At 38.0% G+C, this 15552-nt stretch carries 16 protein-coding genes; 1 reads left to right on the forward strand and 15 read right to left on the reverse strand.

Translation table 11 applies throughout. The features are described from left to right. Positions 1 to 88 precede the first annotated feature (88 nt). Complete coding sequence (locus V4U84_RS03850) at positions 89 to 286, reverse strand: cold-shock protein (RefSeq protein ID WP_007132290.1); 198 nt, start codon at positions 284 to 286, stop codon at positions 89 to 91. A gap of 582 nt (positions 287 to 868) precedes the next feature. On the opposite strand from V4U84_RS03850, the gene V4U84_RS03855 reads away from it, so the two are divergent. Continuing rightward, on the forward strand, positions 869 to 2746 hold the full coding sequence (locus V4U84_RS03855; RefSeq protein ID WP_334072140.1) for a glycosyltransferase: 1878 nt from the start codon (positions 869 to 871) through the stop codon (positions 2744 to 2746). A 290-nt stretch (positions 2747 to 3036) separates the two neighbouring features. Here V4U84_RS03855 and V4U84_RS03860 read toward each other — a convergent pair whose 3' ends face one another. The 14 genes from V4U84_RS03860 to V4U84_RS03925 all read right to left on the reverse strand — a co-directional run bounded on the left by V4U84_RS03860 (position 3037) and on the right by V4U84_RS03925 (position 15549). Then, on the reverse strand, positions 3037 to 4083 hold the full coding sequence (locus V4U84_RS03860) for a methyltransferase domain-containing protein (protein WP_334076790.1): 1047 nt from the start codon (positions 4081 to 4083) through the stop codon (positions 3037 to 3039). 5 nt (positions 4084 to 4088) lie between these two features. Further along, positions 4089 to 4613 (reverse strand): GNAT family N-acetyltransferase, encoded by a 525-nt coding sequence (locus V4U84_RS03865; protein WP_334072142.1) that lies wholly within the window; start codon positions 4611 to 4613, stop codon positions 4089 to 4091. Continuing rightward, positions 4613 to 5692 (reverse strand): N-acetylneuraminate synthase family protein, encoded by a 1080-nt coding sequence (locus V4U84_RS03870; protein WP_334072143.1) that lies wholly within the window; start codon positions 5690 to 5692, stop codon positions 4613 to 4615. Before V4U84_RS03870 ends, V4U84_RS03865 begins: the two co-directional genes overlap by 1 nt. Continuing rightward, positions 5676 to 6578, reverse strand: coding sequence for an SDR family oxidoreductase (locus V4U84_RS03875; RefSeq protein ID WP_334072144.1), 903 nt, complete (start codon positions 6576 to 6578; stop codon positions 5676 to 5678). Before V4U84_RS03875 ends, V4U84_RS03870 begins: the two co-directional genes overlap by 17 nt. A 6-nt stretch (positions 6579 to 6584) precedes the next feature. Then, positions 6585 to 7316: a glycosyltransferase family protein gene (locus V4U84_RS03880; protein WP_334072145.1), complete on the reverse strand. Its 732-nt coding sequence runs from the start codon at positions 7314 to 7316 to the stop codon at positions 6585 to 6587. A 50-nt stretch (positions 7317 to 7366) separates the two neighbouring features. Then, positions 7367 to 8314 carry a dTDP-glucose 4,6-dehydratase gene (locus tag V4U84_RS03885; protein WP_334072146.1) on the reverse strand — a complete coding sequence of 316 codons (948 nt, stop codon included), beginning with the start codon at positions 8312 to 8314 and terminating at the stop codon, positions 7367 to 7369. Positions 8315 to 8337: 23 nt separating this feature from the next. Further along, a complete protein-coding gene (locus tag V4U84_RS03890; RefSeq protein ID WP_334072147.1) occupies positions 8338 to 9342 on the reverse strand; it encodes a UDP-N-acetylglucosamine 4,6-dehydratase family protein in 1005 nt (334 codons plus the stop codon). Then, a complete protein-coding gene (locus tag V4U84_RS03895) occupies positions 9326 to 11215 on the reverse strand; it encodes a motility associated factor glycosyltransferase family protein (protein ID WP_334076791.1) in 1890 nt (629 codons plus the stop codon). The genes V4U84_RS03890 and V4U84_RS03895 overlap by 17 nt, the downstream gene beginning before the upstream one ends. 15 nt (positions 11216 to 11230) lie before the next feature. Continuing rightward, a complete protein-coding gene (locus V4U84_RS03900; RefSeq protein ID WP_334076792.1) occupies positions 11231 to 11806 on the reverse strand; it encodes a hypothetical protein in 576 nt (191 codons plus the stop codon). Positions 11807 to 11919: 113 nt separating this feature from the next. Next, complete coding sequence (locus V4U84_RS03905; RefSeq protein WP_334076793.1) at positions 11920 to 12738, reverse strand: flagellin N-terminal helical domain-containing protein; 819 nt, start codon at positions 12736 to 12738, stop codon at positions 11920 to 11922. Positions 12739 to 12839: 101 nt separating this feature from the next. Further along, complete coding sequence (locus V4U84_RS03910; protein WP_334076794.1) at positions 12840 to 13259, reverse strand: hypothetical protein; 420 nt, start codon at positions 13257 to 13259, stop codon at positions 12840 to 12842. Further along, positions 13246 to 13638 carry a flagellar export chaperone FliS gene (gene fliS, locus V4U84_RS03915; RefSeq protein ID WP_334076795.1) on the reverse strand — a complete coding sequence of 131 codons (393 nt, stop codon included), beginning with the start codon at positions 13636 to 13638 and terminating at the stop codon, positions 13246 to 13248. The genes V4U84_RS03910 and fliS overlap by 14 nt, the downstream gene beginning before the upstream one ends. Positions 13639 to 13653: 15 nt before the next feature. After that, a complete protein-coding gene (gene fliD, locus V4U84_RS03920) occupies positions 13654 to 15159 on the reverse strand; it encodes a flagellar filament capping protein FliD (RefSeq protein WP_334076796.1) in 1506 nt (501 codons plus the stop codon). Positions 15160 to 15180: 21 nt separating this feature from the next. Beyond that, a complete protein-coding gene (locus V4U84_RS03925; protein ID WP_334076797.1) occupies positions 15181 to 15549 on the reverse strand; it encodes a flagellar protein FlaG in 369 nt (122 codons plus the stop codon). Between the last annotated feature and the right edge of the window lie 3 nt (positions 15550 to 15552).

Genomic DNA, 15552 nt, shown 5'->3' on the forward strand with positions numbered 1-15552 from the left:
AGACCCTAGGTTCCCCCAGGGTCGATGCTAGCGAATCTTCAATTGTTAACCATCGTACCGTTATATGTAGGTCGGCTGTGCCGGATGATTATAATTTGATTACGTTAGCTGCTTGCGGTCCACGAGCGCCTTCAACAATTTCGAACTCGACGGATTGGCCCTCTTCCAAAGTCTTGAAACCTTCGGATTGAATTGCGGAGAAGTGTACGAATACGTCGCCGCCTTCTTCAGTCTCGATGAAACCATAACCCTTCTCTGCGTTGAACCATTTAACTTTACCTTGCATGCACTAACATTCCCTTCATTATCAAATAAGAGTGTGACCCTGTGACCAAGTCCACATTTCTGACTATACCACTCAAACTAATCCAGTGTCAATTACCAAGGAAAGGGTTTTATTGTCAATAAATGCCTCTCCATGTCGAATCGACCTTTTAGTGAGTTAGTAAGCAGCAAATGGTGGGGTTCCACTTTATTATTAACCAGAGTGAGAGGGGGTGAAACAGATGCAACAGAAATCAGTTTAACTTCTGCACGCTATCCTCTATTTTGCCTACAGCCAGTTGATATATTATATTTGTTATTCCTTACATTTAACCCGTCCTTCCAACTCCATCCCAATTCTATTAGTTTTAAAGTACTTGCATATGAATCCACGATTTCCGATTCCCTCTACGGCAAAGCACCGAATTTCAGCTTGGTGCTAGAGTTTGTTAAAAGATGGGCTGACTCAAAAAAGTGTTTTATTGGTACACTCATTCCTCTTCCGATTTCTATTCGATTACTTTGGGCGAATTGTAAAATTATATACCTCTCAATTGGATAAAGTTAATGCTATAATTTACTTAAAAAAGGTGCTGAATTGAAGATGACAGAAAAAGAATTATCTGTAATGGCTCAACAAATCGAGAAGGATCTACATAAAATAGACAGGCTATTGGACAGTCAATTGATTGATGAAGCATACACGGAGTATGTTAATCTTTTACAAAAGATAGAAGGTAAGGAATATAAAGATATTAATCATCAATATAAAGCAAAAGTTTATATCTCTTTTGCTTATTTTCTGTTTAGTGGGTCTCAATTCAATTCTTTTTTTGAGATGCTATTGAAAGCTCAGGAATACGGATATTCAAAAGATGAAATAGAAGAAGTAATTTTAGAAGCTTTTGTTAAGCCTAACATTAAAGAATTTAGAAATCTTTATGAGGCCAATATTAAGTTCTTGCAAAAGAATGATTATTTAGATGTCGAGAAAATCATAGATTTTGAGGATTTACCATTCTGGCTCCTCCCCAATGGCATATCTAATGAATACTATTTATATAATAAGAGTCAGAAACTTATACAAGATAAAATAACATTATTTACTTACAAGCCAGTACAATCTCTCCCGACCTTAGATGTTTTTGCAGATTATTTATTATTAGAGGATTGGGATTGGAGCAATGTCTTAACATATACAAATTCTGCAAAAAAGAGAAACAAGAAGACTTACGTCATAATAAAGGATATTGAAAAATTCCTTTCTTGTTTGCAAGGTTCATTATTAAATAACGCAACTATCTCTAATGCTCTAATATTTGATAACCTTGATCGCTTCAGGCACTATATGTACAACTCTGATTTGTTTCTCCCAAGAAATATAATCAACTTATCTGATAGTAGCTCAATGCCTCAAAATACTTTGGATGAAATTCATAATAACCGGATTCATAAAGACAATCGAAAGAGCAACCACGTTTTACTTAGCGTCTGTATTCCTAGTTACAACAGAGGAAAAAGAGCCTATGAAAATGTAGTTCATCTACTGCAATCCTACTATGATGAAGAAATTGAAGTTATTTTATCTAATAATGGGACGCAAAATGAAACAAAAGTATATTATGATAAAATAGGTGAAATTGATGACGCCAGGCTAAAATACTTTGCCTTTGAAGAGAATCGGGGGTTTTCCATTAACTGCTGCAAAGTCTGCGAATTGGCAAGTGGAAAATTTATATTATTGTTAAGTGATGAGGATTTAATAAATCTAGATAATTTACATTTCATTATGAATAAGTTATACCTCTCGAACAATAAGATATCTGTAATGAGGACCTCCACTACCTCACAATACAACCTATCAAATTTAGTTGCCAATCCCGGAAGGGATGCCTTGTTAAACTTTATGTTATCTTCAAATTATATGTCTGGTATTATTCTAAATAATAACCTTTTCAAAATTTATAGAGGGATCGAGTACATAAAAAAAAACCTGAACAATAGCGTTTGTTACTGGTATCCTCATATGTTTTGGGAACTACTGCTGTGCCAATATGGAAATGTAGAGAGCACGGATCTTATTCTAGTAAACGAAGGTAAAGCTGAAAAGAGTGAAGTCGATAGTATAAAAATTAATAATGAAGTAGTCATACCTTATTATGCATCAATCGAGGGTCGACTAGAGCAACATGAAGGGTTTACCCATATTTTTCGTGATCTAGAAATTTGCACCAGGGAATCCGATTTGCTTAGGGAAATGTACCTTCATCTTTGTGCAAAAACCTTGTTCCTAACAACAGTTTCAATAAACGTATATTATAAAAAAACAGGCACAGACTATCGAAAATTATACGAACAAGCGTATGAATTATGCTCGAATGAAAACTTCTATAAGGCTAATATAAATAATGATAGCGACAACTATCGCAGTGATCTAGAAATACTAGCTCATTGTTATGAGCATTTTAAAAAGTCAATTTAAGCATATAAACGCCAACGCCTCAACCAAGCAACTTAAACAATACTCCTCTGAGTTTTCGTAATTTTCGAAAACCAGGTAAAAAATTTCATGTATAAAAAGTTCAAGCGACCTCAATCGAATGAAATTGAGGCCGCTTGCTTAACTTGCAGTCACTCGCAAGTACTTACCTTTTACTTACCTTTTGCTCTGTCACCGGCAGGACATAATTGACTCATCATTAGCTAAAAGAACATGCCCCTAAGTCGAAATATATCCCTCTAAAATACCGACCAAAGAAGTTTCAGAGGGCACTACAATCGTTTTTGCAGTAATAGATGAATCTCAGAAGAAAAGTGTTGTTTATCCGCTGTCTTTTGTAGATCATCTAACACTTCAGTAAACTTGCTACCAAATAAGTTAATTGCTTCGGAGCTAACATTTAGTTCGTGCATTCTTACCACCATGTGCCTATAAAGATCCATAAAGTCAGTTCCAAATTGCCACTGTCCTACGATATCAAAATTAAATTCATTACAAAGGTATTCTATTGATTCCATAGTATATAAATGAGTATGTCCGCCGGATAAATGACGATTAAACACATCTTGATTTACTAATTCAAAAAAAACGGAATATGAAAACAACGGGAGCGATAAATATAAAAATTCAACATTTGGATTTACTCTTAAACTGGATAAGATATCCCTAGGATTTGTTAGATGTTCTAGTACTCCTATCATTGAAAAAATATTACTAGTAGAATTATCAATAACACTCTGGAGACCCGAAATATTAATGTTATAGATGAACTCGCTTTGCAGCATAATGTTACCCAGCTCGACCTGTTTTGTTGAAACTTCGTAGCCTTTAATTTTATTAATGCCAAATAATTTATTTAAAGCATATATAAAATAGCCTGAGCCAGCTCCTAAGTCACAAAAAGATTTGTTTCGATATTCTATTCCAAGGTTATCAAGACAATGTATTAGAAATTCAGCTTTGGGTTTATAAACTCTATCCATTCTTTCTATATACTTTTGTAAGCTTTCATTAGTGTATGTGACTGAATAATTAGTCACCTCTTCGACATATATTGCACTGGCAAAGTCTTCAGTATCCTCATAAGCGCCATTTAAGTGATTACAATTAGAACACAGATAGTAATCTATTTTTTGTTTTGTAAAATAAACATTATCATTTAGAATATTGTCACAATTTTTACAACGTTCCCTTCTAGGCTGCGATTTATATATTTCCGCCATTTTATAATTGTTCCTAACCAAATTCTCATTTTCTGAAAAAAAATGTCCTTTTATATCTGCAATATCTGTAAATGATTTTCCATATCTCCGTATCAATGTCATCAACCTTTCGTGTTTATCAAACCATAATATAACGAGTCACTCCACTTACCTTCTGACCAATGGCTGTGGCGGTGTCTCCCTTCCAATTCAAAGCCTAATCTCTTAAATAACTTCTGCTTTGAAAGATCTAAATCGTATATTTCACTCCAAAGACGATGAAGGCCAAGTTCATCAAAGCCATAATTGATCATAACTTTCGCGGCATCATCGGCGTAATATTCATCAATATATAGATTATCTTTTCCAATATATATTGAAAAATCTGCGTTTTTATTAACCCAATCAATATAACAAAGGCCACAAGCGCCAATTAATTCTCCTGTTGATAACTCCTCAATAGAAAACATTATGGTGCTTTTATCTTTGAGAACAACATTTTCATACCACGATAATTGATTTGAAAAACTTAATTCTCGATACTCTCGAAAATATCTCCTGAATTCCGGTTGATTCCTCCAATAAAGTAATTTCTTCAAATCTTCCTTTTCAACTGCCCTTAACCCTGCACATGTTCCGATTAACATTAATCCACCAAATCCATTTCATACAAGGCATCGCCTTTTAATTTCGAAACCTTCAACTTCCTGCCTATAGCTAAATTTACTTCATATGGTTGGAGCGCTCCTTTCGGAGCCGGTCTCAACACTTCGATGTCAGCCTCAGTTATAATTTCACCACATGCAACATCTTTGTTAAGGCGAACGCAGCGTCGCTGTATAACAACGGTCTCTAGCTCATTGTCCTCGACATATTTGACTCCTGTTCCTAAGGACGCTTCAAGCTCTCTACATCTCTGCATCATTTCATACCATGTTTGAGGATTCATTGAAAAGGGATGATCTGGGCCAATTCGAAAATTATCATCTGTGAAGTGTTTTTCGATAACTCGTGCACCTAACGCAACGGCTCCTAACACAGTGGAATGCCCTGGTGTATGATCAGATAACCCAAGTATCATTTGCGGGTATCTAACCGCATATGTTTTTAAAACATTTAGATTTACATATTTAAAATTTTCTAGGCTACCTGTGTAATTAGTATTACACTGCATAAGTACTATTTTATCGTTATAGTTCAATATGGCTTCCACTGCCCTTTCCACATCTCGCATTTCAGAGGCACCGGTAGCTAAGAGTACTGGTTTGTTCCTTTTTGCTATCAAGCTGATGAAATCCGTCCAGGTGATGTCTCCCGAACCAATTTTATAAGCAGGAATATAAGGGTCTAATAATTCAACAGCCTCATAATCATATGGAGTTGTCATAAAGTCTATGCCTGCCTTCTGGGCAGTCAGCGCTAATTCCTCATTCCAGTTACGGTTACATTCGTATTGCTTATACGTATCAAATACACTTTGCTTCCATGAAGCCTGGTGACCTACTTGCCCATTTAACTGTCGAAAACCAAAATCACTTACAATCTTATCCGCCTTGAAATGCTGGAATTTCGCAGCATCTGCACCCGCTTCTTTAGCCATCCAAATCAGTTCTTTTGCCCGTGCTAGATCACCATCATGATTGGCAGCAATATCTGCAATGAAGTAAACGGGTTCGCTTAATGAAATCTTTCTGTTATTAATAAGCACCTTATTGGCATAGTCCATTCTTTTGTTCCTCCATGTAATCTTCATACAACTGGTTTATAACATCATCTAAATATGGCATTTCATACCCAACAATCTTTTCAACTCTTGAAACGTTAAGTCCTAAACTATCGGCTCTTTGAACCCCCGGCAAATCATGAACGCTTCCGCTATATGAATGAACTAAACCATAACCAAAGCACCTAGCTAATTTCTCAATAAAATCTTTTTTGCTATAAGCTCCCTTGCTTGCAATATTGAGAGTTCCGTATATTTCCCGCCGATCTATAACATCAAACAGCGTTCTAGATAATTGTTTAGTAGAAATACTCGAAGTATAGAAATCGTCGAATAAGGTCATTTTATGTTCATTCCTCAAGGAATAAATCACCCATTCAACAAAAGTTTGTTGGTCCGCGCGTCCTCTAAAGCCGACAATATTAGTTCGTACGACTAAAGATTTCGGACAGGTTAGGGCATATGTTTCGCCAGCATACTTGGTTCTTGCATATTCATTTAGCAAACGTACAGGATACTTCTCATCATGCAATTGCATGAAATCGCCACTAAAATAGTGATCCGTTGAAATGTGTATATTATAGATCCCTCTGGCACTAGATATATCGGCAAGAATTGCAGCAGGACGAGCATTTACAAGATAAGCTTTACCTGGATCAATCTCACATTCGGTTAAGTTAACAATAGCCGCTGCATTTATAATGATATCGGGGTTAACTTTATCCACAACCACCATAATACTATTAACATCAGTTATATCAATATATAGATCACTTGAAGATCTTGACGCTGTATAAGTGTCATATCCTCTATTTATAGCTTCTGCTGTCAAAGATCTTCCTAGCATTCCGGTTGATCCTATAATAAGCAATTTTCCTTTATGGCCCATAATGAGCTATTCTCCCAATTTTTTCTGTTCAATATGTTGATTGATAAGACAAAGCTCGGGTTTACGTTTCACTAACTCAATTGCTTCAAGCCATGAAAAAATACTACCCGGACTATACAGATCATAGTAAATTCTAGAAATTAATTGATAATCTTCGACAGTGTCTAATGTCCATCTATATTTGGAATAATCAATATGCCATGTGTAATCTGCTACTTTAAACTGATCGGGATGTAAATAGATATAAGGGGTAACATGTTCCCTATGAATCTCATTATATGCGCCCTCATATGATTTTTTTAACGCATTAAAAGTAAATACCTCTGTATCAAGCCCTCTAGGAAAGGTTGTTATCATTTTATTGCTAGCATAGTCTACGTTTGATCTGTTGAACAAATCTATGGTATTTCCTGTGATAACAGGATCTATAAGAGGACAGTCGGAGGTAATTCTTACAATTACATCTGCTGACAGAGCTGAAGCTGCTAGATAATACCTGGACAAAACGTTTTCTTCGCTTCCTCTAAAATAGGACACATTATACTGTTCAGCTTCCGTAACAATTACATCATCTTCTGAATTTGAGGTAGTAGCAATAACAATTTCGTCAATTTGTCCGACCGCTTTAAGTCTTGTAATTACCTGGCCTAAAACCGTTTTATCCTGTAGTTTCTTCATTACCTTTCCTGGTAATCTTGAGGATCCCATTCTTGCCTGAACTATTGCAACTGTTTTCATTTCTAATCAACCTCTCAACGATTTCTGGTAGATAGAAATACGGGTAGACATTATATCATACCCGTCTCTTCAATCCATTTTTTTGTAAGTTCAAGCCCAACTTCTAAGCTGATCTCAGGCTTCCAGTTTAATAATCGTTTTGCTTTATTCGAGTTACATAATAATTTTTGGATTTCACTTTGAGGGTGAATATGATCTACATGCTTTATCTTTGTTTTATCATTAGTAATTATTAATGCCAAATCATTAATAGATATATCTTTCCCAAGACCCGCATTTACAATTTCTCCATTAACAGAGGATGACAATCCCGCTTGGATTACAAAGCGAGCACAATCCTCTACATATAACAAATCACGGGTTTGAGTACCGGTACCATAAATATTCAAGTCGTATCCATTCAAATGATTTTTCAAAAATATTGCAACAACTCCACCTTCGCCACCAGTCTTCTGATAAGGCCCATAAGTATTAAAAGGGCGAATAACTACTGTTGGTAGCCCGTACGCATAGTAATAAGACAGTACCATGTTTTCTGCTGCTACCTTTGCCCCAGCATACGGGGATGCCGGCTTCGTAGGGTGCACCTCACTTATACCTTGATCATCATTACACCGATCATACACCATGCAAGTACTCATAAACACAACTTTAGTATTATGCTTTCGACACTGTTCCAAAATATAAAAGGTGCCTACAGTGTCATTTTTAAATGTCGTACTAGGGTCATCAATCGAATCTTGCACATTAATCGAAGCAGCCAGATGATAGCACAATTCAAATTGATTTTTTTCAAAAAGATCTGTTAACAAGGCTTCGTCCAGAATAGATCCTATAATAAACCTTTTCATTCCTGGATGATCCAAAAACTCTCTGATGTTTTCCTCTCTACCGTTTGAAAGATCGTCCAGTATCCAAAGTTGGTGACCCCCATCTAATAGTTGTTTCGCTACCCAACGACCAATGAATCCGGCCCCGCCTGTTAATAAGATTTTCATTGTCCCACCTCATGAAATAATTTCTACTTTTTATCACTAATTAATAAATGAAGCTGTTGAATATCAACGGGAGTAGAACTATGTGAACTGTAACCTTGAATTTTTGCCGGGAAAGCGCCTGAATAGTCTCGTTTTTCCATAAAAGAATTTTGAATAATAAACATGTCATCAGTTTCTACAGCATATCTAGCTTCCTCTTCGGTCATTAATTCTTCAAACATTTTCTCCCCTGGGCGAAGACCAACTTCCTCTATCACGATACTTGATCGTTCAAGGTTTAATTTAGAACTAGTCTGCTCAATGACAACGTGTGCCAAATCAATAAGTCTAACAACAGGCATCTTTAGAACAAAAATCTCACCGCCTTGGGCGATCTCCATAGCCTTTAAAGTTAGTTCGGTTGCCTGTTTCAAACTCATCATAAATCTTGTCATTTCTTTGCAGGTAACTGTAATTTTTCTTTTTTCTTCAATTTGCCACTCAAACAGCGGGATAACCGAACCTCTGGATCCCATAACATTTCCAAATCGTACAGCAGCAAATTTAGTTTGCTTTGAACCTGCCTGATATTGAGCCGCGGCAATTAACCTTTCAGCCATGAGTTTTGATGCTCCATAAGTATTTGTAGGTGAAATGGCTTTATCCGTGCTCGTAAAAATCACTTTCTTCACATTGCAGGTTAATGCGGCTTGGATGACATTTTGTGTACCCAGAACATTGGTTTGTACGGCTTCAAAAGGGTTATATTCACACGCAGGAACATGCTTCATAGCAGCAGTATGGAATACATAATCTATGTCCTGCATAGCTCTTTCCAATCGATTATAATCACGGATATCTCCAATTAGGTAACGAATATTCGTGTATTCCTTATATTCATGCTGTAACTGAAACTGCTTAAATTCATCCCGGCTCAACAAACGAACAACTTCAGGATTGTCTACTAATATTTCGCGAAGCAAGCTTTGACCAATTGTACCTGTACCGCCTACGATTAATACTTTCGCCCCTCTAAATTGTCCGTTCATAGCTGACATCACCTAATCTATCTTTTAGTAAGTCGACTCGATCCATGCTTTTATTCAGAATTTCATATATCTCCGGAGTCAAGTCGTTCATCGCTTTTACCAGCTTGCCTAGATGTTCCACTATAAGTGCTGCTTTCTGTCGTTGATTTTGAGTTTCGACAATAGTAGTTACATGTCGCATATAAACATCAATGTGGTGTTTTAGTAAAAATGAATAAAATAATTTAAAAACATCTTGTCTGGTAATCGTTGTCCACAATTTGTCCACTTCATTTAATCTTTTTGAAAGTGTGTTTATATTTCCGCTTTCCGATTTATCCGCTAACTGTTTAATCAGATCCGCCATTCGGTTAATTCGTTTGTTTTGTTCTTTTGTTTTCACATATAGGGATTGAATATCGGTTTTAACCTTAGATAAATGTTCTAATTTCTCTTCAGAAGAAGATGATGATGCGAATCTTTCAATTCTAAAATCTTGGTCTTCTTTCTTTAACCACTGAGGCAATAACTCCTCCATTGTTCTCCATTCCGTGCCTTGAATTAATGCTCCGTGTTTGGAAGCATTGATTACCTTAACCCCCTGCATATGAATTAATTGAACTAATAACCCAAGATCATTTAAGGTTACTTTCATTTTCAAAGTAGTCGGGTTTTCTCCACCATCCACATTTGGCACTAACTCTTTAGCTCCATTTAGTTCCCGTTCTATTATGTTGGAAGAGATATGATTCACACCTGAAGAATAATATTGGTGTCCAGGGTAGGAAAGATCCTGTCCTGTTAAAACAATTTCAGAAACTCCCATGTAAACTGCCAACTGCATCGCAGTACCTGTGACCGATGTAGTTGATTGAAATTTAGGTAGTGATTCTTGGCCGACGACATATGGGGTTACTTCGTCCGTATCTAATGCCGAACAGAATAATGGAGCCTTGTAATTTTCAACGATTTGGTAATTGATCTGAGAACAAAATACCAGAGGAACCCTCCCTGTATCAATGTTTTGGAAGACCTTGTAATTAGGGAGGCCTCCATCCATAGACACGACAATATGAGGGGTAATTCCATGGTGTTCCAAGGCTTGAATACTTGAACCCGCCGCTATAATAAGACACTTAGATTCCGCAGATTTCAGATAATCGATATCATATTTTAAGGAGGGGCCAGATCCAACAATAATGGCCGTTGCTCCCTTGGCACGATCTTTAAGCTTAGCTGCCGAGTCTACTTGTCTAGCATAAGGTAAATTATACAATACATTTTCAAGCCATTCTTTATTGAAAGTACTAAGCGTTGCCTGATTCGTTCTATGAGCATGAAGAGCATCTCTCGTTTTCTGCTGTAATTCAACTACCATGTTTGGATACATTCTTTTATATACAGGTGGAGAAACAATGCTGATCGTGTTTATTACATAAGAAGAAATACTATGAGCCACCACGGTTTGAAAAAACTCGTCCTCCCCGACCACAAATAAACGAACTTTCGGATTAGATAAAGCCTTCGACATATCTCTGCTCTGAGCCCACTCTTTCAAAACTTGAATATTCGGTTCATAAACATAAATTGAAGAGGACTTCGAATGATCAAGCAGTTGCTCTAAAAAAAACCCCAAACCGCAGCCTACAATTAACAAGTGTTCGGAATAAATATCTTGTTCATCAAGAGAAAGAGCCCATTTTCGCGCTTCTTCCTCGGCGTTATATTTGCTATGAAGATAGACTTCCGCTCCTTCCGTATTCAAAATGATGTTTGGCTCTTGCTTTTTGGTGAAAACTCGGGTACAGGAACCCATATCGTTTCCCTGAATAACCGGAAGTAACTGGGGATAATTCTGCTCAAGGAATTTCAAATTTTTATCGAATACGTCCATATCCACGAACCTTCCTTATTTTTCTTCAGACAAAAAATCATTTAGACAAGGCAATAGCTCATACTGCAACAGGTCCGCTACACCTACTAAATTGTTACTTTGCATCTCCTTATCAAGCTCTTTCACGATTTGGGATAATCGAGAGCAATAATCCTGAATATGTGCACTTTTTTCCGATCCTGGTGTATATAAAAACCTTAAAAACTCTAACGAGCTCACGATCCATTGGAGACCTTTTAACCCGGCAGCAAATTCTTCCCATGTTTCAGGAGACACGTCTCCGTAAAGCTTGTTCGTAATTTCCTCCATCCCGGGAACGTACTTGACCAAATATTCTGATAAAGCAGTTTCAGTTTCGGCTATACTTTCTAGCCTCGAAAAAGTAATAATGTGAATTTCTTTAATCAAGTCCACATTACTCTTAATGTGGTTTTCGTAATCGCTATAATAAATTTGTCCATCGATATCCACATGATGAATTAATCTATCCTCATGATATATATCTGTCAAACAGCTCATCCACGATTTCTCAAATTCTTCCTTAAAATTCACTACGGAGATCTGCTTGGCTTGATCTACTTTTATATTCATGAACTACACACCTTTTTTCGAGTATTACTTATTTTATCGGTTTATCCAGCAACGGTCTGTATAGAACAATAAAAAAAAAGGCCTCCAAATTTTGGAGGCCTTTTTCCCGGTTATTAACCAAGAAGCTTAAGAACTGCTTGAGGTGCGGAGTTAGCTTGTGCCAACATAGCCGTACCCGCTTGAACCAGGATTTGGTTCTTCGTGAATGCCGTCATTTCAGTTGCCATATCGGCATCCTTGATCCGGGAGTTAGCAGCCGACAAGTTCTCGGAAGTTACACCCAAGCTGTTGATGGTGTGTTCCAAACGGTTTTGGTAAGCACCAAGTTGCGCACGGTTTTGAGATACTGTATTGATTGCTTTGGAGATAACCGCCATTGCACTTCTTGCACCCGTTACTGTAGCAACATTCAAAGTTGCTGCACTAAAGAGAACCGCAGTATTGTTGTCAGCCAATTTCGCATCCAATGTCTCGTTGTTATTAACACCAATTTGGAAAGTAACAGTAGCGCTTGCGTTCAGCAAGTTAACTCCGTTAAATTTGGAGTTGTCAACAATACGGTCAATTTCTTTAACAAGTTCTGCAACCTCAAGTTGGATCTTATTACGGTCTTCAGTTTGGTAAGTACCGTTCGCCGATTGGTTAGCCAGCGTGTTCATACGTTGCAGCATGGAGTGAACTTCAGTCAAGTCACCTTCAGCCGTTTGCAAGAGGGAGATGCCGTCTTGCGCGTTGCGTTGCGCCTGGTTCAAACCGTTGATTTGATAAATCATCTTTTCAGAGATTGCCAAACCTGCAGCATCGTCAGCAGCACGGTTGATGCGGTAGCCGGAAGCCAGCTTTTCCATCGTCTTGCTCATATTCGTGTTGTTGAAGTTCAGGTTGCGGTTAGCGTTAATCGCGCCAACGTTAGTGTTGATAAACATTCCCATCGTAATCATCCTCCATGATTGGTTTATATTGGCTACATCCTTGTGGCCTATTATTTATATCGGCGGAAGAAACTAATTGTTTAGGTCTTTAGGAGAATTTTTTATTTTTTTTCATCGAAATAAAATGAAATTGGTGTTTTGCGGGTAATTCCATAGTAAGCGTTCATCAGGGTTCTTTGATCTCTGATATTTTGAAAGTCCCCATTTAAACTCTCCTTGTAGGTTGTCAACTTCTGTTGCAGCAGACTCATATTCTCGATGCACTCTTGCATAATCTCTACCAGTCCCGAGTCTTGAATACCCTGTTCCGGTGCCGTTTCTTCCAACTTCTTCTGTATCTCATTAATATTCGACGAAGTACTCTCCCACTGGTCCTGTAATTCCAGGAACTCGACAGGAAGTTCCTCTTCACTTCTTAATCGGTCAAATAGGCCAAGCTGTGCTCTAGAACATTGCAGCAACTTGCCATACAGACTTTTTCGCTCTGCCAACAGTGAAATCACCGACTCAAGATTGTCCAAGTGTACCTCCTTTTCCAATCTGGTCCCAAGCTTCTCTTAGCTCGTTCAGCAGATCTATAACTTCCTTAATCAAATCTACACGTTTCTTTATATTTGCGTCGATCAGCTTGTCTATCATATAAAAATATAACTGCCGCAAATTTCGTGCAATTTCCCCTCCCTCTTTCATGTTAAGAGAGGAGATCAACTCATAGATGATATCCTGAGTCTTTTGGATATAAGTATTTGTATCCACAATGTTATTTTGCTGAATAGCAGCCCCGGCCTGACCAGCAAATTGGATGGCACCATTGTAAAGCATTAGTGTTAACCGATGAGGGGAAGCCGTCTGGTATTTATTCTTCTGATATGCTTGGTAACCTGCTGTGTTAAAAGCCACTAGCTCCAACTCCCATTAATTGGATGATGAAGATTTAGTCAGGGATGCTACCTGACCTTTAATCCATGTCAATTGATTGTTCAAACCCGACATCACTTTTTCCATGTTCACAAATTTGCTTTCCAGTGTCGCTTGTCTCTTTTTTAATCTCAAATCCATATTGTCCAATTGTTCTGTAATAAATTTGATATCCGATTCGTACGCGGTGATTCGTGATGCCATATAGCCGTCGGTACTCCGAGTCCAAGGTGTCAGATTTTTTTCAAAAAGGGCACCTATTCCATCAACTGCATCCCCATTAGTTGTACTGGCCGTGAACATCTTCTGCACGGCTTCCGGATTCTCGGCCAACTTACTCTTAAACAGTTCGGCATCAAACTTGATTTCACCTGTCATATCAGCAGCAGTTTTAACGCCTTTATCCACTTCCAGTCCAATATCACTTAGCAGTTTGAAACCTTGGACATTCCCTACAATGCTGTCCATCCAAGAACCAAGCTCATTGCGCAGCGACCTTAAAGTCGAATCACCTTGTAATGTCAAAGTTAAGGATCCATCACTGTTCTTACTGGACTTAGGTGTATTTGCTTTTATTGTCTTAACAATATCATTATAGGCATTCACGAATGCTTGTACTTTGCCCACGATCTTATCCGTGTCTTGGCTGACCTTTACTGTCGAATCTCCAATGGCGGTCAATTGCATCGTTACACCCGGTATTGCGTCCTTAATCGAATTGGAAGCACTGCTCACGGCTACTCCGTTAATTGTCAATTGCGCATCACTGGCTGTTTGAATATGTGCATCAGCGGCGTCGAAACCCAACGCCGATTTTACGGCACTCGACATGAAAATTACAGGGTGATCCCCTGTCGGCTGCAAAACCTGTTTTCTGTCTTCTGGAGTCAATGTGCTCCAATTCGTAATGGGATCCATAAAATTGATTTCATGAGCCGCACCGGTTTCTTTGGAGGTAAGGACCAACCTCTTTTCAGTAGATGAAGTTTGCACGATCGAAGCGGAAACTCCGGATTTAGTATTGCTATTGATGCTTTTAGCCAAGTTATTTAGTACTTCGTCGATATTTGCACCTGTCAATTCAATTTCCGTAATTTCCGAATCCGACAATTTCAACTGAATTTTCTGACCGACTAAGCCACTAATATCAGCATTCTGTTGCATGACTTTACTTTGATAGACCCCTTGCTTAGCCAGATTACCCACCTTAATTGCATAACTGCCCGCTAAAGCAGACTCACCCGCGGTTACCGTCATTTTCGTAGCATCCGATACCGTGGCATTGTTCACCGTAAAACTGCCGGCTAACTTTAAGTCCGCAGCAGCATCCTTAAACTTATTTAACTTAGTTCTCAGGTTGTCAAAAACACCTTTATAAGCTGTCGTAATTTCCTTCTTTTCTTCCAGCTTGTTATAGGGAATTCTCTCTGCTTTCATAACCGCATCAATGTATTCTTTCGAGTTAAACCCGGAGGCTAAGCCGGGAAACGTAACTGTTGGCATAAGTATCATCCTTTCCGTGACTTAAATTTTTTTATCAAAAAACATGCCTATCATTTCCTTCATTTTCACAGACAGCTCAATCAAAAACTCCGGAGGGAGGCTGGTCAGGACCTCCTTCGTTTTCGAATCGATGATTTCCACATACAATTCTTCGGCTTCATCGTTGTATTTAAACTTTAGCTCTTTGCCGGTCGACGCGATCGATTCGTTTAATTTTTTAGCTTGCTTTTCAAGTTCTTCTTGCTGCTCTTTTAAAAACTTTTGCGCTTTCAGCTCATTGATGTTAGCACTGTTGTCTGACAGAGACGGTGCGCTTTTTTTGATTCCAAGTTCCGCTGATCTTACGGTGTCTGAAAAATTAGCATCCACGCGGTTCACGTTGATATTCATCCA

Source organism: Paenibacillus sanfengchensis (assembly GCF_036864765.1).
In the GTDB taxonomy this organism is placed as follows: domain Bacteria; phylum Bacillota; class Bacilli; order Paenibacillales; family Paenibacillaceae; genus Fontibacillus; species Fontibacillus sanfengchensis.

What these genes read in the sequence shown, in the direction of transcription:
- V4U84_RS03880 (WP_334072145.1), bottom strand. Translation starts at nt 7,316, where the DNA reads ATGAAAACAGTTGCAATAGTTCAGGCAAGAATGGGATCCTCAAGATTA.
- V4U84_RS03865 (WP_334072142.1), bottom strand. Translation starts at nt 4,613, where the DNA reads ATGTTAATCGGAACATGTGCAGGGTTAAGGGCAGTTGAAAAGGAAGAT.
- fliD (WP_334076796.1), bottom strand. Translation starts at nt 15,159, where the DNA reads ATGCCAACAGTTACGTTTCCCGGCTTAGCCTCCGGGTTTAACTCGAAA.
- V4U84_RS03855 (WP_334072140.1), top strand. Translation starts at nt 869, where the DNA reads ATGACAGAAAAAGAATTATCTGTAATGGCTCAACAAATCGAGAAGGAT.
- V4U84_RS03875 (WP_334072144.1), bottom strand. Translation starts at nt 6,578, where the DNA reads ATGGGCCATAAAGGAAAATTGCTTATTATAGGATCAACCGGAATGCTA.
- V4U84_RS03885 (WP_334072146.1), bottom strand. Translation starts at nt 8,314, where the DNA reads ATGAAAATCTTATTAACAGGCGGGGCCGGATTCATTGGTCGTTGGGTA.
- V4U84_RS03870 (WP_334072143.1), bottom strand. Translation starts at nt 5,692, where the DNA reads ATGGACTATGCCAATAAGGTGCTTATTAATAACAGAAAGATTTCATTA.
- V4U84_RS03895 (WP_334076791.1), bottom strand. Translation starts at nt 11,215, where the DNA reads ATGGACGTATTCGATAAAAATTTGAAATTCCTTGAGCAGAATTATCCC.
- V4U84_RS03850 (WP_007132290.1), bottom strand. Translation starts at nt 286, where the DNA reads ATGCAAGGTAAAGTTAAATGGTTCAACGCAGAGAAGGGTTATGGTTTC.
- V4U84_RS03890 (WP_334072147.1), bottom strand. Translation starts at nt 9,342, where the DNA reads ATGAACGGACAATTTAGAGGGGCGAAAGTATTAATCGTAGGCGGTACA.
- V4U84_RS03900 (WP_334076792.1), bottom strand. Translation starts at nt 11,806, where the DNA reads ATGAATATAAAAGTAGATCAAGCCAAGCAGATCTCCGTAGTGAATTTT.
- V4U84_RS03905 (WP_334076793.1), bottom strand. Translation starts at nt 12,738, where the DNA reads ATGGGAATGTTTATCAACACTAACGTTGGCGCGATTAACGCTAACCGC.
- V4U84_RS03925 (WP_334076797.1), bottom strand. Translation starts at nt 15,549, where the DNA reads ATGAATATCAACGTGAACCGCGTGGATGCTAATTTTTCAGACACCGTA.